Source organism: Zhongshania sp., from assembly GCF_047636175.1.
GTDB lineage: Bacteria > Pseudomonadota > Gammaproteobacteria > Pseudomonadales > Spongiibacteraceae > Spongiibacter.
The window spans coordinates 101,364-119,620 of the sequence record NZ_JBLIKC010000007.1 but is presented as its reverse complement, the minus strand read 5'-3'; the positions used below and the strand labels follow the sequence as shown (position 1 = coordinate 119,620).

19 protein-coding genes and 1 pseudogene are annotated in these 18,257 nt (G+C 48.6%); 12 read left to right on the top strand and 8 right to left on the bottom strand.

The features are described from left to right. Positions 1–36: 36 nt before the first annotated feature. Positions 37–1,002 carry a LysR substrate-binding domain-containing protein gene (locus tag ACI955_RS05855; protein WP_415242797.1) on the bottom strand — a complete coding sequence of 322 codons (966 nt, stop codon included), beginning with the start codon at positions 1,000–1,002 and terminating at the stop codon, positions 37–39. A gap of 57 nt (positions 1,003–1,059) precedes the next feature. Here ACI955_RS05855 and metE point away from each other — a divergent pair, with 57 nt between their 5' ends. After that, positions 1,060–3,351 carry a 5-methyltetrahydropteroyltriglutamate--homocysteine S-methyltransferase gene (gene metE / locus ACI955_RS05850; protein WP_415242796.1) on the top strand — a complete coding sequence of 764 codons (2,292 nt, stop codon included), beginning with the start codon at positions 1,060–1,062 and terminating at the stop codon, positions 3,349–3,351. A 250-nt stretch (positions 3,352–3,601) separates the two neighbouring features. Then, complete coding sequence (locus ACI955_RS05845; RefSeq protein ID WP_415242795.1) at positions 3,602–3,742, top strand: GMC oxidoreductase; 141 nt, start codon at positions 3,602–3,604, stop codon at positions 3,740–3,742. A 143-nt stretch (positions 3,743–3,885) separates the two neighbouring features. Here the strand turns inward: ACI955_RS05845 and ACI955_RS05840 are convergent, their stop codons facing one another. Then, complete coding sequence (locus tag ACI955_RS05840; protein WP_415242794.1) at positions 3,886–4,905, bottom strand: AraC family transcriptional regulator; 1,020 nt, start codon at positions 4,903–4,905, stop codon at positions 3,886–3,888. A gap of 322 nt (positions 4,906–5,227) precedes the next feature. On the opposite strand from ACI955_RS05840, the gene ACI955_RS05835 reads away from it, so the two are divergent. Further along, positions 5,228–5,695, top strand: coding sequence for a hypothetical protein (locus ACI955_RS05835; RefSeq protein WP_415242793.1), 468 nt, complete (start codon positions 5,228–5,230; stop codon positions 5,693–5,695). Positions 5,696–6,256: 561 nt separating this feature from the next. Next, a pseudogene (locus ACI955_RS05830) lies at positions 6,257–7,346 on the top strand (IS3 family transposase). An 830-nt stretch (positions 7,347–8,176) separates the two neighbouring features. Here ACI955_RS05830 and ACI955_RS05825 read toward each other — a convergent pair. Further along, on the bottom strand, positions 8,177–8,677 hold the full coding sequence (locus ACI955_RS05825) for a lactoylglutathione lyase family protein (RefSeq protein WP_415242792.1): 501 nt from the start codon (positions 8,675–8,677) through the stop codon (positions 8,177–8,179). A gap of 93 nt (positions 8,678–8,770) precedes the next feature. Here ACI955_RS05825 and ACI955_RS05820 point away from each other — a divergent pair, with 93 nt between their 5' ends. Then, positions 8,771–9,637 carry a LysR family transcriptional regulator gene (locus ACI955_RS05820; protein ID WP_415242791.1) on the top strand — a complete coding sequence of 289 codons (867 nt, stop codon included), beginning with the start codon at positions 8,771–8,773 and terminating at the stop codon, positions 9,635–9,637. Positions 9,638–10,025: 388 nt separating this feature from the next. Continuing rightward, on the top strand, positions 10,026–10,721 hold the full coding sequence (mtgA, locus tag ACI955_RS05815) for a monofunctional biosynthetic peptidoglycan transglycosylase (RefSeq protein ID WP_415242790.1): 696 nt from the start codon (positions 10,026–10,028) through the stop codon (positions 10,719–10,721). A gap of 32 nt (positions 10,722–10,753) precedes the next feature. On the opposite strand, the gene ACI955_RS05810 is transcribed toward mtgA, so the two are convergent. The 3 genes from ACI955_RS05810 to ACI955_RS05800 are packed head-to-tail and all read right to left on the bottom strand — an operon-like array spanning position 10,754 to position 12,187. Continuing rightward, a complete protein-coding gene (locus ACI955_RS05810) occupies positions 10,754–11,593 on the bottom strand; it encodes a peroxiredoxin family protein (RefSeq protein ID WP_415242789.1) in 840 nt (279 codons plus the stop codon). Positions 11,594–11,615: 22 nt separating this feature from the next. Next, a complete protein-coding gene (locus ACI955_RS05805) occupies positions 11,616–12,008 on the bottom strand; it encodes a hypothetical protein (protein WP_415242788.1) in 393 nt (130 codons plus the stop codon). Positions 12,009–12,040: 32 nt separating this feature from the next. Further along, positions 12,041–12,187 carry a hypothetical protein gene (locus ACI955_RS05800; protein WP_415242787.1) on the bottom strand — a complete coding sequence of 49 codons (147 nt, stop codon included), beginning with the start codon at positions 12,185–12,187 and terminating at the stop codon, positions 12,041–12,043. Positions 12,188–12,298: 111 nt separating this feature from the next. Here ACI955_RS05800 and ACI955_RS05795 point away from each other — a divergent pair, with 111 nt between their 5' ends. The 5 genes from ACI955_RS05795 to ACI955_RS05775 all read left to right on the top strand — a co-directional run bounded on the left by ACI955_RS05795 (position 12,299) and on the right by ACI955_RS05775 (position 16,044). Further along, positions 12,299–12,988: a DUF2959 domain-containing protein gene (locus tag ACI955_RS05795; protein ID WP_415242786.1), complete on the top strand. Its 690-nt coding sequence runs from the start codon at positions 12,299–12,301 to the stop codon at positions 12,986–12,988. Between the two features lie 108 nt (positions 12,989–13,096). Further along, complete coding sequence (locus ACI955_RS05790; RefSeq protein ID WP_415242785.1) at positions 13,097–13,927, top strand: ATP-grasp domain-containing protein; 831 nt, start codon at positions 13,097–13,099, stop codon at positions 13,925–13,927. 95 nt (positions 13,928–14,022) lie between these two features. Further along, complete coding sequence (locus ACI955_RS05785; RefSeq protein ID WP_415242784.1) at positions 14,023–14,634, top strand: LemA family protein; 612 nt, start codon at positions 14,023–14,025, stop codon at positions 14,632–14,634. Continuing rightward, the gene (locus ACI955_RS05780) at positions 14,634–15,371 is read left to right on the top strand and encodes a TPM domain-containing protein (protein WP_415242783.1); all 738 of its coding nucleotides are present in this window, start codon (positions 14,634–14,636) and stop codon (positions 15,369–15,371) included. Before ACI955_RS05785 ends, ACI955_RS05780 begins: the two co-directional genes overlap by 1 nt. A 55-nt stretch (positions 15,372–15,426) precedes the next feature. Beyond that, on the top strand, positions 15,427–16,044 hold the full coding sequence (locus ACI955_RS05775; RefSeq protein ID WP_415242782.1) for a TPM domain-containing protein: 618 nt from the start codon (positions 15,427–15,429) through the stop codon (positions 16,042–16,044). Here ACI955_RS05775 and ACI955_RS05770 read toward each other — a convergent pair. Next, the gene (locus ACI955_RS05770) at positions 16,041–16,328 is read right to left on the bottom strand and encodes a YkgJ family cysteine cluster protein (protein WP_368374343.1); all 288 of its coding nucleotides are present in this window, start codon (positions 16,326–16,328) and stop codon (positions 16,041–16,043) included. The two genes, ACI955_RS05775 and ACI955_RS05770, sit on opposite strands and share 4 nt — an antisense overlap. A gap of 212 nt (positions 16,329–16,540) precedes the next feature. Then, complete coding sequence (locus ACI955_RS05765) at positions 16,541–17,638, bottom strand: NADH:flavin oxidoreductase (protein WP_415242781.1); 1,098 nt, start codon at positions 17,636–17,638, stop codon at positions 16,541–16,543. A gap of 283 nt (positions 17,639–17,921) precedes the next feature. Between ACI955_RS05765 and ACI955_RS05760 the strand changes: the two genes are divergently transcribed. Next, a complete protein-coding gene (locus ACI955_RS05760; RefSeq protein ID WP_415242780.1) occupies positions 17,922–18,245 on the top strand; it encodes a LysR substrate-binding domain-containing protein in 324 nt (107 codons plus the stop codon). Positions 18,246–18,257 lie beyond the last annotated feature (12 nt).

Genomic DNA, 18,257 nt, shown 5'->3' with positions numbered 1-18,257 from the left:
ATTATTGGCTCAGGGTTTGGCGACAGCATCATTATTTCATGGCGCTGCAACATTCTCAGGAGGGCTTTGGTAGTGGCTCGCTAACGACACAAAGTCGCGTAAGTACTCCGTATTGGCATCTGATTGGCGAGCGCCTAAATAGATCTGTTTGGCGATGCCCTCCTCCCCTAGCCGAACAGCAACTAAATTGAGTTTCTCCGCATATTCTGCTACTAACCAGCGCGGCAGCGCGGCGACTCCACGGCCACTGGCCACCATCTGCAGCATAATATCTGTGGTCTCAATGGACTTATGTTTCCTTGGGCTGATACCGGCTGGCGTTAGAAATTGCTTATAAATATCGAGCCTGTCTATTTTAACTGGGTAGGTAATAAGCACTTCGTTTTGCAGATCTGACGGTTTAATGAATCCTGCCTTGGCTAGCGGGTGACTGCGATGCAGGACGAGGACTTGCTCGTAGTCGAATACGGGTTCGAACGCCAGTCCTGTCCTGAATAAGGGATCAGGTGTGACAAGCAAATCGATCTCGTGCCCAAACAGTGCGCCTATGCCGCCAAACTGAAATTTCTGCTTCACATCGACATCGACGTCGGGCCATTTCTCCAAGAAGGGTGAGACTACTTTCAGCAGCCATTGGTAGCAGGGGTGACACTCCATGCCGATTCGTAGTATCCCGCGTTCGCCTTTTGCCATCTGATACAGCCGTTCTTCCGCGTGCTCTAACTGAGGCAGCAAGCGATTGGCCTCGACCAAGAGGAATTCCCCTGCCTGAGTTAAACGTAATTTACGTCCTTCGCGCAGCCATATAGGCGTGCCTATATTTTGCTCTAGCTTGCGTATCGTATGACTTAGCGCCGACTGAGTGAGACATAGTTTTTTTGCCGCGGCAGTTAGCGACCCAAGTGTCTCCGTCTCTTTAATAATGGTTAGGTGGATTCGTTCTAGCATGTGCATCCATGAATTTAAATAATTGATAGGTGAAAACATACCATTATTTTTCATGGACCTGTAGCTCTAAAATCGTCGCACTTTAGTTAGTCGACACAAACAGGTAGCACCATGGCATTAATACACAATCTTGGATTTCCCCGCATTGGGGCAAAACGCGAACTCAAGTTTGCACTCGAGTCTTACTGGCGCGGCCAGAGTGCTCAAGCCGAGCTCATTACGCTGGCAGCCGAGTTAAGGCAACAGCATTGGCAGCATCAAAACTTCTTGGACTTGGTTCCTGTAGGCGATTTCTCGCTATACGATCAGGTACTTGATATGAGTTTTACCTTAGGGAACCTGCCCGAGCGCGTGCAGGGCTTTGCGGGTGATACGCTGGATAATTACTTCCGCCTGGCCAGAGGGCGCTCTGTGGAAGCAACGCAAGAGACAGCTTGTTGCTGCGGAGTCGCTGCTGGCGAGATGACTAAATGGTTCGATACGAACTATCACTATATTGTCCCTGAGTTCAGTGCCAACACAGCATTCGAGCTCGACGCATCAAACCTGCTAAATCAAATACAAGAGGCGAAGACTCAAGGTTTGAACGTAAAGCCTGTCATCATTGGCCCGGTTACTTATCTATGGCTTGGCAAGACTAAGGATGACTCATACAAACTGGCGCTACTTGATCGGCTCTTACCTGCCTACACTCAGTTGCTTACAGCATTAGCCGAGAAGGGCGTCGAATGGGTGCAAGTTGATGAGCCAATATTAGTGACTCAACTGTCTGAGGACTGGCATCAGGCCCTCGAAAAGTCTTATGAGCACTTGAGATCTGCGCCCATTAAAATTCTGCTTGCGAGCTATTTTGGCACCCTGCAAGACAATCTACAGACGCTCTGTTGCCTGCCGGTAGCCGGCGTGCACATTGACGCGGTGAATGCCCAGCATGAAGTGGAGCAAGTAGTAGACTCCCTAGGCAGTGATCAAGTGCTGTCTTTGGGCATTATCAATGGCCGCAATATCTGGAAGACAGACCTTAACGCAACGTTGGATTGGCTTGAGCCCATTGCTAAACAACTTCAAGAGCGGCTATGGCTATCACCATCCTGTTCTCTATTGCATGTGCCGGTAGATCTAAACAGTGAAATGGGTATGGATGGAGAAATTAAAAATTGGTTGGCATTCGCGGTTCAGAAACTCGAGGAGCTGCAAACGCTAAAGTCCGCTATCAACTGCGGTCGCGCGAGTGTGCACGACGCCTTGGAATGCAACCGCGCGGCCCTTGAAAGCCGCAAACAATCCGAACGAGTTCATAAGCCCGAGGTGAAGTTGGCAGAGAAGCGCATCACGGCCCAGCTTGGCAATCGAAAAAGCGCCTATCCACTGCGTGAGTCACTGCAGCGCAGCAAACTGAATTTACCTGCATTTCCCACGACAACTATTGGCTCATTTCCTCAGACCCAAGAGATTAGAACCGCGCGCTTGCAGTTTAAAAACGGCGATATGAACCAAGGGCAGTACACCGCCAGAATGAAGGAAGAAATTTTCCGCAGCGTTCGCGAGCAAGAAGCCCTAGGGCTCGATGTATTCGTGCACGGTGAGGCCGAACGTAATGACATGGTGGAATACTTTGGCGAACAGTTAGAGGGTTATATTTTCAGCAAATTTGGCTGGGTACAATCCTATGGTTCACGCTGTGTGAAGCCACCAATTCTGTTCGGCGATATCAGTCGCCCGAAGGCGATGACTGTGGAGTGGACGCGCTATGCTCAGTCACTGACAGACAAGCCCATGAAGGGAATGCTAACAGGTCCCGTCACAATTCTTAACTGGTCCTTCGTGCGCGACGATCAACCGCGCTCGGTTTCTTGTTATCAATTGGCTTTGGCCATTCGAGAAGAAGTTCTGGATCTTGAAGAATCAGGCGTGTCGATAATTCAGATTGATGAGGCGGCACTGCGCGAAGGTCTGCCGCTGCGCCAATCACAGTGGCAGGAATATTTGAGCTGGGCGATTGACGCGTTTCGCATCAGTGCTAATGGCGTGGCAGATGCTACACAGATTCACACCCATATGTGTTACTCGGAGTTCAATGACATCATAGCGGCCATTGCAGAAATGGATGCGGATGTGATCACCATCGAGACTTCACGCTCAGATATGGAATTACTGGATGTGTTTGACGATTTCAATTACCCCAATCAGATCGGCCCAGGAGTGTACGATATTCATTCGCCGAATATTCCTAGCGTCGCACAGATTGTAGGGTTGATGGAAAAAGCTGCCGAACGAATTCCGATAGAGCGTCTTTGGGTCAATCCAGACTGCGGTCTGAAAACACGTCACTGGGATGAAGTGCTTCCCGCCTTAAAAAATATGGTGGCAGCGGCAAGGACGCTGCGCGCTACGATTAAGTAACATTTATTATATTCCGCAAACATTCAACGTTGGCGGAAAGTTGAAGCAGTAGGACATTGTGCTTAGGTCACTTCTTACGAGCAAGTATTCGTGCTTGCTTTTAGGATGCGGCCTAACTCTTATTCTAAATAGATTTAAACGAACGTCCTGTTTAGCCACAGAGATCCGATTACGGCGATGGATAACCAAATGAGGATAATAATCACTTATCCCAGCGGCCAATAAATTTGTCGCCGACAGCGCGAATAAAATGAACAGTATGGGTGCCAGTATGGTGTCAGAATTATTTTTTAACGTGCCCACCACGGCGCACTGCATGGGTGGCTGCGGTATGGGAGAGTCTACAAATGACGGGGTAATCGACAGCCAGAATCGTTTGTTTGGCTATTAGAATGCCTATGTGTGCGACGGCTCTATGCTCGGCGTAATCTTGGCGTTAATCCCAGCCTGACCATCACCGCCCTAACTGAGCGCGCCATGAGCTTTATCCCACCCAAGGATACGATAGCTAGCGCCTAGTGATATTCTCGAGGTCTAAACCCTGCGGTCCTGCTTGCGTAATACCCCCGGGGTTTGACCACTCATACGTTTAAAGGCTTGTGAGAAGCTTGAGGCGTCTGCATAGCAAAGTCGCTCGGCAATTTGTTCTACGCTAAGCCGGGTTCCGGTCAGCATTTCTTCGGCCAGCGTCATGCGTATCTCATCCACTAGTTGGCGGAAGGAGGTACTCTCGACGGCAAGCTTTCTGCGCAGGGTTCGCGACGTCATACAAAGTGATTCCGCCACTAACTCCATATCCATGCTCATAGGTCGCTGTCGCAATAAGATATCGCGCACCCTTCCTGACACCCCCTGCCTTGCCATGCGCTTGGCAACTAACTCCGAGCATTGCTTATCTAATAAGCTGGCTGTTGCGTTGTTACCAACCACACGGGGCTCATCTAACAAGGTACGGGGAAATATCAATTCATTACGCGGCGCCGAAAAGTCCACGCGGCCATCGAACAAGGCTTCGTAAAGCTCTGCATGTAAAGGCCGGGCATGCTGAAACCGCACCCACTCTGGCCCTAATTTTGGTCCACCGATCTCGCGCATAATAATCATTGCGGCATGAATTTCTCGCTCTATCGAGAACAAGGCAATATCTCCAGGGACATCAGAACTATCAAAAACCAAGCTCGCGTGCTCGTCCTCCTCCTTTACAGTAAAACCCGAAAAGACAAAGGTAAGTTCCTGGTAGTTTTGTGACAACTCCATCGCCTTGCGGGTGGTTGGGCTGCTGGCCAGCGCAAAGCCCCAAATACCATAGGCAGAAAGGTGGTAGCGAGCACCAGCCAATAGACCTAAACCCGCTACGTTCGGCAATTCAGCAAGTAAATTACGGACAACCGCCATTTCACTGCTGGCCTCAACCACCGTTTCTGGGTTATCGATGCTCGCCCGGTCAAGTCCGGTATCGCGGAGTAAAGCCGACAAACTTGCGCCATATTCCAAGCCCAGCGCCACCAAGATTTGGACGCTGGTAACACTTCGGCAAAAATCCCAACTTTTCATTCTTGTCCCCGCTAGTTTGCAGGTGAGTGGCGTCAAAGAAACTGGCGGCTAGCGTACTCGCCCGCCGCCAGCAATATCCGAAATTCAACATACCTTAGCAATTACCCAGTGGCTCGTATAATATTTTTCGCATCCGAACTCCCGCCAACCTGGGCTGAGCAAGTACTTAATAACAAGAAAATCGACCTGGGTATCTCACTGATAAAAAGCCGGCAAGCGAAAGACGCCCAACTTACTTCACAAAAACCTTCAAAATCAACCTAGTGATTTTCTACGTAAACCCGCTAACCAACTTTGATTGATTCCTATTACGAGGTACTACGTGCTGATTAAACTAGCCCAATTCGGCTTGCCGATTTGGTTTATTACCAGCTTTTCTCTGTGGATCTGGCTGCCAACGCCAGTGCTCCTGGCGATCACACCCTATGTTAGCGCGGCCCTATTGGCGGCTATTGGCGGCATACTCGGCCTCGTCCTCTACCAACTCCACAGTGGCAAGCATCATCGCCCCAATAGCTTTTATGGCGTATTAAGCGCGGCGCTACTATCGCCGCCAGTCGCCTTTATCTTCGCCTATAAGCTAGTGGTATTACTCAGCCTATACCCACTTCGCGAACTTGCCGCACTCGCCTGGTTTTTAAGCTCGATGGGAGCCGTACTCACTGTTATCGTCGGGCGATTAATGAGCGACATTGTCTCGGCGCAACCCAACTATATCTATCAAGACCACCTAAACACCCAGTCTAAACCCCGTCAGAATCTTAGCCCGCTGCAAGCGACGCCAAAGTGAGAATATGAGAGTTAAACCCTAGGTCTAAGACCCGGGTGGCTTAGTATCCTGGCAACCGTTACTCGCCGGCCTGATCACCCTACTTGTCGGTAAAACGCCAGATCGGCGCACCCGCCAAGCCCATGATCAAGAGCCCGCGGCCATTTAATTCGTCAATTGTCTTTCTAATATATTGATGTAAGTATATGGTCAATACGAATGAATGTTAGCCAAAAACAAAAAGAATTAGTCTTCATTTTTTGTAGCTTGCCTATGCGACTATCGTTTTTAATTTCTTAATTATATTTAACTTCTGTTTAACCATTCCCTTTTATCAGGGGCCAAAAGCGACGATAAAACCAGATAAAATAAGAATCTATTAATTAGCATTTTTATAGGTTTTTTACTTTTCCAGATTTTTATTTTTATCTCAAAAATAGCAAATATTAAAAGACTGATGACAAAGTGTGTAGTGGCATAGTGAATTTAACTACCTGATTAGAGGTGATATGATCGCCTATATAACGATACAGGAGATCAATGAGCAATCGTACAAGACCGACTTTTAGCCCAGAATTTTGATTGGAAGCAGCCCAGCTGGTTGTTAATCAGCGGCGCTCTATTCGAGATGCTGCAGAAGCGATGGGCGTGGGTAAATCCACCATAGATAAATGAGTTCGTCAGCTTCGAGCCGAGCGCAGCGATATTTCACTGCAAGCCACGCCGATGACGCCTGATCAGCTAAGAATCCGTGAACTTGAGAAACGACTCCGGTGAGTTGAGGAAGAAAAAGAAATTCTAAGAAAGGCAAAGGTGCTCTCTTGATGTCAGACTCCCTGAACAATTCTCGTTAATCGAAAAACTCAATGAGAGCCTCGGTGACATTGATTTGCGATGTGCTTGGGGTTAATCGCAGCAGTTACAAATACTGGGTTAAGCGCCCCAATATTCCGAGCTTAAAGCGAATTAAACTGCCCAGCGAGGTTCGTTCTGCTCATGAGGACAGCAATGGCTCGGCCGGTCCGAGACCGATTGCAACCATCGATACCGACCGAGGTATTCAGTTCAGTCGGTATTGCGCGACGCGATTAATGAAAGAGCTGGAGCTAGTCGGCTGTCAATTACCTAGTCATCGTTACAGAAAGGCTAATCAGGAGCATATTGCCGTACCCAACAAGCTCGATCGAGCGCTTGCAGCTAGTTATCCGAATCAGGTTTGGTGCGGCGAAGTAACGTGTATTTGGTCGGGACGGCGCTGGGCTTATCTGGCTGTGGTGATCGATTTATATGGACGCAAGCCAATAGGCTGGGCGATGTCGTTATCACCCGATAGCGTACTTACCGGCCAGACGTTGAGCATTGCTTATGAAGTAAAAGGAAGACCCAAAGGAGTTATGTTTCACTCGGATCAAGGTGGCCACTATTCCAGCCGGAAATTCCGGCAACATTTGTGGCGCTATTAAATTGGGCAAAGTATGAGTCGTCGGGATGACTGCTGGAATAATGCGCCGTGGAACAACTCTTTAGGAGTTTAAAACCAGAGTGGGTTTCAACATTGGGCTATCGCCATTTAACCGATGACCAGGGATCAATTACGGAATACCTTGTTGGTTATTACGGCCAAGCAAATCCATATCAACATAACCGTGGTTTAAGTCCAAATGCAGCCTAGAAACAGTATTGTATTAGCCACTAAACCGTGGCGAGTTTTGCTTGACCACCAGAAGTTTCTTTTTTTTGAGCTAGCGTCTAATTTATATAACTAGGAGACATTAGAACGCCCACTCGACATCGCAAATTTTATGCTTTGCGAAGTAGAGTCGGGATATCCGTCAATACTCTGGGGCTTGCTCTTCTAACGTTGCTGGCGTCGCAGCTTCAGCAACCAAGAACTTTTGTTCTTTTCTGCGTCATAAAAGACAGCGATAGTAAAGAAAAACATAAGCAACAACCCAATGTGAGCGGCTAAACTTATTCCAAAGTAATAAATACTACCCAGATAAAATGCAAACGCTCCGCTCCACATCATTGACAGTATGATCATAATATACAACCTAGAGGTTGGATCAGGAATGTGCCTTAGAGGGTTTTTGCTGGAGTCAAAAAAATACTTATACGAGTCATACATCCATAGTCCAAAATTTTTCATCACTACCACCATTGCTCTTATTAATTAACGAACTAGTTCTTTGTACGCCCGGCTTTTGTCTTCGGATTTATATGGCGTAGCTTCTGTGTCACTATTTATTGCTGCCACGCCTTAAATGAACCACAGCCAATAGCTTAAAATAACCCTGTAACAAACCAAATAAGCTAAAAAATCGACCTTTATTCAATCAGTTGCCATGCTGAACTGCAGGGATTCTAATCCGAGCTGTCGATCCAGATCTTACACAAGCTGATGCAAGGATAAAAGCTGGGCGGATAAATTGTGAATTATCGTCACCATGACGAGATACCCCTCACCTTCTTATAGACCAAATTTCTCATACTGTCGTCAGATCAATAGGCACCTGCGCCATAAACCAGCTCGTAGCTATGACTGTATATCTCAACAATATTGCCAAATGGGTCTTCCATATAGATCATGCGATAGGGTTTTTCACCTGGGTAGTAGTAGCGAGGTTTTGCCATTCTTTGTTTACCACCCGCGGCCACTATGCGTTCAGCCAGCTCTTCTACGTTTGGGTCCTGCACACAGAAGTGGAATACGCCGGTTTTCCAATACTCAAAGTTATCTTTGGGATTGCTCTGATTTTTGAATTGAAACAACTCGACGCCAATACGGTCGCCCGTGGATAAGTGGGCTATACGAAAGCTACCCCAGCCAGCCCCGAACACATCGCTGCACATTTCACCAATGGCGCTATCGTCCTCTACAATTTCAGTGGGTTTCATAATCAGATACCAACCCATGACTTGGGTATAGAATTCGACGGCTTTTTCCAAGTCGGGTACTGAAATACCAATGTGGGAAAAATTTCTAGGGTATACATTGCTCATTTGCGATCCTCCTCCGTTGACGTTGGATTAGCATACAAAGGCTTATTGATTACGTATAATTATCATTTATCATGTTTAGGATTACATATTGTAATGATAAACGTCATTTGGCTGCGGAGCTTTTGCCAGCTCGTTGAGATCGGGCATTTCACCCGCACCGCAAAACGCCTGCACATGACTCAGTCCGGCGTGAGCCAGCACATCAGTAAACTTGAGGAGCAGCTGGGCTTGGCTTTGCTCGACCGTCAAGGCAGGCAATTCTCACTGACGGATGCAGGTGAGCGTCTCTACGCTGAGGCGCGGGTGATTATTGAATCTTTATCAAATTTAGAGCAGCGCGTCGGTGAAGACCCCGCCTATGAAGGCGAGGTAAGGGTGATGTCTCCAGGGAGCGTGGGCCTTAAGCTTTATGGCCACCTGCTGGACTTACAAGAACGTAGCAAGCTTGTTATTGATTACCGATTTGCGCCAAATGCGGATGTCGAAGACGCCATTGCGAATCGTGATATTGATATTGGCCTAATGACGCAATCCTCAATGCTGGCGGAGCTGGACTGCCAGGCTATTGCCGAAGAAGCTCTGCTGTTGCTTACCCCTGCTACATTTTCTGAGCCAAGCTGGAATGATTTAATTACGCTCGGATTTATAGATCATCCAGACGGCGCCTATCACGCCGCGTCGCTACTCGCCGTCAATTATTCTGAATTTCAGCACAGTAATTTGTTTACTAAAAAAGGCTTCTCAAATCAGATCAGCCTGATTCTCGAGCCCGTCTGTCGAGGCCTGGGATTTACGGTTTTGCCGGCCCATGCGGTAGCGGCCTTTCCAAGACCGGAACTTATTAAAACCCATCGACTTTCCCACCCTGTGAGCGAGACTATTTACCTTGGCGTTCGACGTGACAAACCCATAGCCAAGCGGGTGACCACGGTAATCAATGAAATAAAGAAATGGCTTTAAACTACACTCATTGCATTCGACTTAGTTCAACTGGGGCGCGGTCCGGTGTTACTTGGTGCCGGCCAAGAAAAGCTATCGTTTACGTAGCCAGTTGATGCAGAATCTCTACATATAATCTTTGAGCATAGTTAATAAATATGCTTTCCTATTTTTTCTAAAATAACATTTGTACAAATGCCGGTGGTACTTTGAACTAGAGCAAGCTGCTTTTAAGTTGATGATTGGTAGTCGCCTCCCATAGCTTTTGACGACCTGTATTTTTGTAAATCTACTTTCGCCAAGTCGCGGCTCCAGCAAGAGGCGAAAACCTCCTCATAACGTTCTGATAAAGTATCCCTGCCCTTGCCCGCGACTTATGAGGCAAGGACACATCATAGTGGAATATGTCATGGCCGGAAAAACAAGAATAGCGCGGCTACTTTGGCGCATGCTACTGCTCCTGCTGGTATTCAGCTTCGCGCTGGTGTTGCCATTTCGCTGGATTAATCCGCCCATCAGTATGGTGATGATCGACCGCAGCTGGCAGCAAGATGGCGCTGATTTTAAGATAAAGAAACAGTGGCTTAGCTGGAATGAAATTCCGAGCTATGCTGCATTGGCAGCGGTAGTGTCTGAGGATCAGAATTTTCCTAATCACTATGGTTTTGATATTGAGGCTATTCAAAAGGCTTTTGCCGAACGCGAACGCCGGGGAAGCTTACGCGGCGCCAGTACCATTAGCCAACAAGTTGCTCGCAATATGTATTTGTGGACAGGTCGCAGCTGGCTGCGCAAGGGCTTGGAAGTTTGGTTCACTGCTTTGGTGGAGTTGTGCTGGCCAAAGCAACGAATTTTAGAAGTCTATCTGAATATCGCCGAATGGGGTGACGGCGTATTTGGTTTAGAGGCCGCCAGTCGCTATCACTTTGGCTTTCCCGCCGCGCAGTTATCTCGCTGGCAGTCAGCACTGCTGGCCTCTAGCTTGCCCAACCCTATCAATTACAATCCTGCCTCGCCGGGACCGCATTTGATCAAGCGCGCCAATTGGAACCTGAAGCAGCAGCGTATGTTGGGTGGCCAAGCTTGGTTAGCTGCATTGGAATGACAACCGGCCACCGTGTCAGCTTCCTGCCGGTATCAAATACCCGCTTGGGCAAACACTTCTAAAAAGGTTTCTGGCTCCGGTCTTATGCGATAATTATCGGTGAGGTCGGCAAATATTATCTTGCCGCTAGCATTCGTCATAATGACGGTGAGCAAGACGGTGTCGCTTTCATAACCCAAGAGCTCCAAGCCCGCCGGTAAACCCTTGAGAGCGACGATACCCAAGCGTTTAGCTATGGCAATGTCTTTATCTACTAAGAAAGACATTGGCGCATCAAAGCGCTGTGCAAGCGACGCGGTATGGCTTTGCGGCTGCGGACTGATAAGCATTATTTCCACACCTTTTGCAGCCAGCTCCCGATACTGCCCCGCGATCTCTTTAATTTGAGCCATGCACAGCGGACACCAGTTGCCGCGATAGAAAATCATCAGCATCGGCTTATTAAGTTCTTGGGTTTTAATGGCGCTGCCATCGGCGGCAATAAATTCTAAGGCCGGTAATGTTTGCCCAACGCTGAGTATTTCGTTGCTGCGGTCCCCAAAACTGGAATACCACCATTCATACATGCCGCTTCCTATCACCCCAATGCTTAAAATCCAGACTAGGGGTTCTAGTGCAGGGCTGGGAGATAGCGCAGCCCCAAACAAAGCAAGCACTGTGACCCCAAAAATCACTTTAACGGCCGTTTGGGTGCGGGCCACATTGCCGGTAAAAACCCAGCCAAAAAATACTAGCGGTGTGACCATACTGAGCAATACCCAGTACCAAGTAATACTGCTGGGGTGGTTGTACAATTCCCATCCGCTGCGCACCGCTCCTGCAATAAGTAGGGTCATCCATGCGGATATAAATAGTGACTTTAAACGCTTCATAGCTTGTTCCTGTGTTTAATATTCAGCTGTTGCGTTGGGCGGGCATCAACAAATTAAGTAGCGGAGTAATACTCTGACACAAATGCAATTCTGCTATACCTCCGCGGCTTTGCACACGCAGACCAATCATGCAGGTCATTATCATTTTTCCGGCCTCGTCTGCGCTTATCGTCGTGTTCATTTGCCTCTGCGCCTGGGCGCGCTCGCAGGCCTCGACAAAGGCCCCCTCGACTAGGCTTAGTTTTTCTGACGCGTAATCCCTTAAGCCGGCATCAATAGGCGAAAGTTCATTAACGGTATTAACCAGTAAATAGTCCATTGCCATCTTTTCTTGATTTAGCATAAATAGCGTTATTTCAAATACGTCACGAATGCCTTGCGCCGGATTGCCTCTATTGGCCAAAAGTTCAAACACGATGTCCTAAATATCACCCTGATAGTGATCGATCACTTCTTTAAATAGCTCGGCTTTATCACGCAAGGGTGCCGCAATTTATGTGCATCCCGTCGAGCAACAGCTGCAGCGAGCTTGCGGAAAAACTCTATGGCGGCATTCAGTGCCGGTTTACGGTCAAACTGCAGCGGTCTGGCCATCGTTTACTCCTAATTAGTTCGCTACCGTAGCCGTTTTAGAATGATCGGTTACTCAGTAAAGATCACCCCATGGCCTAAGACACTGCCTTTAGGCATTTGCGGCGCCACGCCATGCAAGCTACCATTAAGATCGAAACCAATAATGACCTAGGACACCCGATGCGCTTTTTGATGCTGCTTGTTGCCATAACAGCCACGATTTCAATAAGCGGCTGTGAATCCACTTATTACAACGCCATGGAGAAAGTGGGCGTGCATAAGCGGGATATATTGGTGGACAGGGTTGGTGAGGCCAAGGGGTCCCAACAAGATGCTCAGAAACAATTTAAGGATGCGCTAAGCGAGTTCCGGTCGGTGGTGAGTTTTGACGGCGGCGATTTAGAGAGTCATTACAATCGATTGAATAGTGAATTTGAAGACAGCGAAGCCGCTGCTAAGGATCTCACTAGCCGTATTGATAAGGTAGAGTCAGTGGCCGAGGCCTTGTTCGATGAGTGGCAAGACGAGCTCAAGCTTTACAGCAATGACCGCCTGCGCAGCGACAGTGCCAATAAGCTGCAAGCCACCAAGCGCCAGTACAGCAGTTTAATTAAGTCTATGCGCCGCGCCGAGAAGAGTATTGACCCGGTATTGAACGCCTTGCGCGATAATGTCTTGTATCTCAAGCATAATCTCAACGCCTCGGCGATTGGCGCACTGAAGGGCGAGTTGGCCGTTATAGACCGCAATGTGCAGCAATTGCTCAGCGCGATGGAGACTGCCATCAATGAATCTGACGCCTTTATTAAGCAGCTGAAATAGCGTCGGGGTTTCAAGTAAAATCCATAGCCAATAAATGCCAGTCACACACTATTGACCGCAGGTCCTTTAAGGCTTAAAAAGGACCCCTTCAATTTGGTGTAAGCAATTATGGCGTGGATATCTTTCGACATCTTTCGCACCTTGGGTTTTAGCGATACCTTGCAGCTAAAGCCCGAACAAATTTTTAATCATAAAGATGATATCAGCCGCGCTGACTGGGTTTTATTTCCGCAGTACTGGCAACTCAACGCCTTAATTTACGGGCTGAAAGCAAAGGTGTTTCCCAGCCAAGCCAGCTACCTATTGGGCCACAATAAAATTGAAATGACCCGCGCCTTTGAAATAGTGGCACCGACCAATATTCCCCACACTGAAATTCGCGCCAACACCCCCAGTAATGCCGACGAGTTATGGGAGCTAATGCTTCACCCCTTTGTTGCCAAACTCCCCAAGGCCACACAGGGCAGCGGTGTGTGGTTAATTCAAACTCGCAGCGATTGGAAAGCCTATTTGCAACGCAGCGATATTTTGTATGTGCAGGAATACCTACCCATTAATCGTGATATCCGCGTTGAGATTATTGGCGACCAAGTTATTTCTGCCTACTGGCGCTTACAATCTGATCAGGGTTTTTATAATAACGTCGCCAAGGGCGGCGTGATTGATCATAGCCCTATACCAGCCCAAGCCATTAATTTAGCACTGCATTTGGCCACCAGCCTGGACATAAATCACGCTGGCTTTGATATTGCCATGGTGGGTGATCATCCCTATGTGTTTGAATTTAATCGCCTGTTCGGCAATCAAGGTCTTGAAGGCGGTGACAAGAAAATTCGTGACGCGATTATTGATTACCTAAATCGCCAACAACAACCAACCCGCCCGAACTTCCCCAAAGCCCCAGTCAACAAAGACAAGCCCCTGCCTAGGGTCGCGTAAGCCGCCGCTCACACAAGTAAAGCACCTTCGCTCTCTACAGGCCGATGCCTAAGGTGTACCATAATGGCCAGATTGATTATTGAGGCCATCACTTTATGCACGCTGCAACGTCCTTTGCTCGCCGCAACTACACCCTATTAATTTTGCTATTCGCCACCTTGCTGCTGTCAGGCTGTGGTATTAACAATATTCCGCGTATGGATGAAGAGGCTAAAGCTGCTTGGGCTCAAGTGGAAAACCAATACCAGCGCCGCGCTGACCTTATCCCCAACTTAGTGGCCACCGTGAAGGGTTTTGCCGCTCAGGAGCAGGAAACCCTGACGGCGGTAATTGAAGCGCGCTCCAAGGCGACGTCAATCCAGATAGATGCCAACACCCTCGACAACCCTGAACAATTAAAGAAATTTGAAGCGGCACAGTCCCAGCTTAGCGGCGCACTCAGCCGTTTGATGGTGGTGTCTGAGCGCTACCCAGACTTAAAGTCCAATCAAAACTTCTTGGCCTTGCAGTCGCAATTGGAGGGCACTGAAAATCGAATCAGCGTAGCTCGCCGTGATTTCATCCTCGCCGTTAGTCGCTATAACACTGAGATTCGTACCTTTCCCGGCAAGATTTGGCACAGCGTAATGTATAGCGACCTGAAACAACGGGAGCCCTTTGCGGCAACCACACCGGATGCTGAACAAGCACCACAGGTTACGTTTTAATGAGATATTTCCTATTACTCTGCAGTCTTATGTTCGGTCTATCAGCTCTTGCCGCCGAACCGGAATTTCCCAAACTTAGCGGCCGAGTGGTGGATAATGCCCAGCTGCTATCTGCCGCGACGACTCAAAATCTCAATAAGCAGCTTGCAGCCCAGGAGCAACGCACCGGCAACCAGCTTGTCGTCGTCACGCTCAACGATCTGCAAGGCTACGATATTGCTGACTTTGGCTTTCAGTTGGGTCGGCATTGGGGTATTGGCCAAAAGGACACCAATAACGGCGCGCTACTGATCATTGCCAAACAAGAACGTAAAATGCGTATTGAAGTTGGCTACGGTTTAGAAGGTAAGCTGACCGACGCCCGCAGCGCGCAAATCATTCAACAAATTCTGACCCCTGCATTTAAAACCGGTGACTTTAATGGCGGCGTTACTCGATCGGTTGAAGCAATGATTTCGGTTATAGACGGCAAGGCAGTGGCCGTAACCAAGAAACAGGGCTCAAGCAAGGAATCTCCACCTGCGCTGGGTTTCCTAATGTTAATCGCCATTATATTTATGATGATGGGTGGCGGCGGCCGTGGTCGCGGCCGAAGCGGCCTACTAGGTGGTTTACTGCTGGGTTCAGCCTTAGGTCGCGGTGGTAGTGGCGGCTTCGGCGGTGGCGGTTTTGGAGGCGGTGGCTTCGGCGGCGGTGGCGGCGGTTTTGGCGGTGGAGGTGCCTCCGGCGGCTGGTAAAGCTTCGCGTCTTCTACTATTTCCTCCCTCCACTATCCAACATACAGAGTGATTTATGGCTTTATTAAACCAACAGGAACAGGCGCAGGTCACGGAGGCCATCGCCAATGTTGAACGTATAACCGACGCTGAGCTAGTGACGGTGCTAGCGCCTCAGGCAGACGATTACACCTACATTCCCTTGCTATGGGCGAGTGTCTTGGCGCTACTACTGCCGGGCGCAGTAAATTACTTTGGCCAATGGGCTGATATCCATCAGCTTATTTTAAGTCAGTGGGGTGGCTTTATTGCGCTGGCGATACTTTTCCGAATACCGCAAATTCAGACCCGGCTGATTCCTCGCGCGGTGCGTCACTGGCGGGCAAGTAATTTGGCAAGACGACAGTTTTTGGAACAAAACCTGCATCACACCAAGGGCGAAACCGGGATGCTAATTTTTGTCTCGGAAGCCGAGCGCTACGTTGAAATTTTGGTTGATCGTGGGATATCGGCTAAAATTCCTGATGTTTTTTGGGAGACCATTGTGAATCGATTTACCGCAAGAGTTGCTAAAAATGAAACCGCACAAGGCTTTATAGAATGTATAGCGTCCTGCGGGGAAGAATTACAGCGGCAAATACCTGCCAGTGGAGAGAAAAATGAGTTGCCGAATCATCTCATTATTTTAGATTAACGCGGCTCGTGCTCTTCTAAACACTCATAGGAACCGGCGGCAAAATCACCGCAGATAAACGGTCTATTTTCATAAATTGTACATAGCATGGTGTCGCGGTCTAGTGCCGCGCACCAGCCATCTTCCAGACGCGCCATCACCCCACCGCCCCACTCGTCACGCTGTATATATTTTTCGGGAACGCCAGTTTCGCTTATCAGCATCACTTCTAAACGACAGCACGACGCGCGACAACGGTCGCAGGTCACGCTGCTGTCTTCAATTATTGTGGCCGCAATCTTCATCTAAGTAACCGTCTATTAGCGCAGATGGCGCTGCGCACGGCCAGCAAAATACCACTGTCAACAAGACCTCGCGCAAAACCATGATAGCCGTGGAACACCCCACCCGTTATCAGGGCGGAGAGTATAGAAGCAAACACAATGTAAATCAGGAAATATCTACTTCCCAAATAATATTACTAGCATGCTAAAGGCAAAGACACATGGACTGTAAATTACAGTAAGCGACCAATATGATCTTGTGTAAATGGCTTAAGTTGATCTATCAAGCCGTCTCTTACCTTATTCACCCAGTCAGGATTAGAGAGCAAGGAACGTCCAATCGCAATTAAGTCGAATTCATGATTGTTCATTTTTTCAAGGAGGTTGTCGATATTGGCAACTTCCGCTCCCTCACCACGAAACGAGGTAAGAAACTCTTGATTCAGGCCAACACTACCAACGCTGATAGTCGGCTTGCCAGTAATCTTTTTGGTCCAGCCCGCTAAGTTCATATCAGAGCCTTCGAACTCAGACTCCCAGAACCGACGCTGGCTGCAGTGAAATATATCGACGCCGGCATCACTTAACGGTTTTAAAAATTCCGCTAGCTCTTCTGGTGTATTGGTTAGGCGCGCGTCGTAATCTTGTTGCTTCCATTGCGACCAACGAAACACGATAGGGAAATCGTCTCCACAGCGCTCGCGTACAGCCTTCACAATCTCGATGGCAAATTGGCTGCGCGCGACTAAGCTGCCGCCGTATCTATCAGTGCGCACATTGGTGTCCGCCCAGAAAAACTGATCTATTAGATAACCGTGAGCGCCGTGAATCTCAACACCATCAAAGCCGATTTTTTTTGCCTCGGAAGCGGCTTCGGCATAGTCGGCGACTAAACCTTCAACTTCTTCAATGCTCAGTGCCTCAAACACTTTCTTATCTTTTGACACTAGGCCAGACGGCGATGCCGACAGCGCCTCAGGAAAGGGGCCTGTACCAGGGCGGCGAACTGCACCCACGTGCCAGATTTGCGGCATGATTTTACCGCCGGCAGAATGCACCGCATCAACCACTTTTTTCCAGCCAGCCAAGGCCTCTTCACCAAAAAACGAAGGATAGCTCGTGTTGTCGGTCGCTGCCGGATGGTTAATAAGCGTGCCTTCGGTAATGATTAAACCAACTCCGCCTTCGGCACGCTTGCGGTAGTATTCAGCAACGTCATCAGTAGGAATACCGTTAGGTGAAAAGCCACGTGTCATTGGGGCCATTACAGTACGGTTAGCAAGCTTAAGTTTGCCTAGTTCGAAGGGCGTGAATAAAGCACTGGTGTTCATGTAACTACCTCAAGAGAAAACTAATAACGCGTTTTTTAATTAGCCCCTCAGTATACTTTTTTCAAAACAGAAGGCAATCAGCTAATATTACGAAATACTTTTGCCGGAATTGCAATAATGAATAAACTTAAAGCGATGTATCACCTTTGCTGTATCGCCGAGAGCGGGAATTTCAGTTCGGCTGCCAAGCTGGCGAACGCGCCGGTGTCAACCGACTCCCGCAGTATTCAAACGCTGGGAGTCCGAGCGCGGTGCCGAGCTATTACAGCCCAGCACTCGCCATTTGGCCCGGACTGAAATTGGCAAGATTTATCTCAATGAATTTAAAGACATACTGGTCGCTATCGATAGAGCCGAGAGTAGAGTAGGGAACTACCAAAATTCGCCATCTGAGGTGCTGCGTATCAGCGCCCTACCGTCCTATGCGGAATTCCGCCCGCTGCCACTCTTGGAAGAGTTTCAATCTCGTTACCCAAAAATAGTGATTGATCTCGAGCTTTCTAATCAAGCCACCGAGCTCCATCGCAATGGCGCCGACGTCGCGATATTACCCGACTATTTCTGCCTGCTGACAAACGTCACTGGTTTAATCTTTTTCGTTTCATAGGTGGTCTTTCTT

What these genes read in the sequence shown, in the direction of transcription:
- ACI955_RS05770 (WP_368374343.1), bottom strand. Translation starts at nt 16,328, where the DNA reads ATGAAGATTGCGGCCACAATAATTGAAGACAGCAGCGTGACCTGCGAC.
- ACI955_RS05845 (WP_415242795.1), top strand. Translation starts at nt 3,602, where the DNA reads ATGAACAGTATGGGTGCCAGTATGGTGTCAGAATTATTTTTTAACGTG.
- ACI955_RS05775 (WP_415242782.1), top strand. Translation starts at nt 15,427, where the DNA reads ATGGCTTTATTAAACCAACAGGAACAGGCGCAGGTCACGGAGGCCATC.
- ACI955_RS05855 (WP_415242797.1), bottom strand. Translation starts at nt 1,002, where the DNA reads ATGAAAAATAATGGTATGTTTTCACCTATCAATTATTTAAATTCATGG.
- metE (WP_415242796.1), top strand. Translation starts at nt 1,060, where the DNA reads ATGGCATTAATACACAATCTTGGATTTCCCCGCATTGGGGCAAAACGC.
- ACI955_RS05800 (WP_415242787.1), bottom strand. Translation starts at nt 12,187, where the DNA reads ATGGCCAGACCGCTGCAGTTTGACCGTAAACCGGCACTGAATGCCGCC.
- ACI955_RS05785 (WP_415242784.1), top strand. Translation starts at nt 14,023, where the DNA reads ATGCACGCTGCAACGTCCTTTGCTCGCCGCAACTACACCCTATTAATT.
- ACI955_RS05795 (WP_415242786.1), top strand. Translation starts at nt 12,299, where the DNA reads ATGCAAGCTACCATTAAGATCGAAACCAATAATGACCTAGGACACCCG.
- ACI955_RS05810 (WP_415242789.1), bottom strand. Translation starts at nt 11,593, where the DNA reads ATGAAGCGTTTAAAGTCACTATTTATATCCGCATGGATGACCCTACTT.
- ACI955_RS05765 (WP_415242781.1), bottom strand. Translation starts at nt 17,638, where the DNA reads ATGAACACCAGTGCTTTATTCACGCCCTTCGAACTAGGCAAACTTAAG.
- ACI955_RS05790 (WP_415242785.1), top strand. Translation starts at nt 13,097, where the DNA reads ATGGCGTGGATATCTTTCGACATCTTTCGCACCTTGGGTTTTAGCGAT.
- ACI955_RS05840 (WP_415242794.1), bottom strand. Translation starts at nt 4,905, where the DNA reads ATGAAAAGTTGGGATTTTTGCCGAAGTGTTACCAGCGTCCAAATCTTG.
- ACI955_RS05825 (WP_415242792.1), bottom strand. Translation starts at nt 8,677, where the DNA reads ATGAGCAATGTATACCCTAGAAATTTTTCCCACATTGGTATTTCAGTA.
- mtgA (WP_415242790.1), top strand. Translation starts at nt 10,026, where the DNA reads ATGGCCGGAAAAACAAGAATAGCGCGGCTACTTTGGCGCATGCTACTG.
- ACI955_RS05820 (WP_415242791.1), top strand. Translation starts at nt 8,771, where the DNA reads ATGATAAACGTCATTTGGCTGCGGAGCTTTTGCCAGCTCGTTGAGATC.
- ACI955_RS05780 (WP_415242783.1), top strand. Translation starts at nt 14,634, where the DNA reads ATGAGATATTTCCTATTACTCTGCAGTCTTATGTTCGGTCTATCAGCT.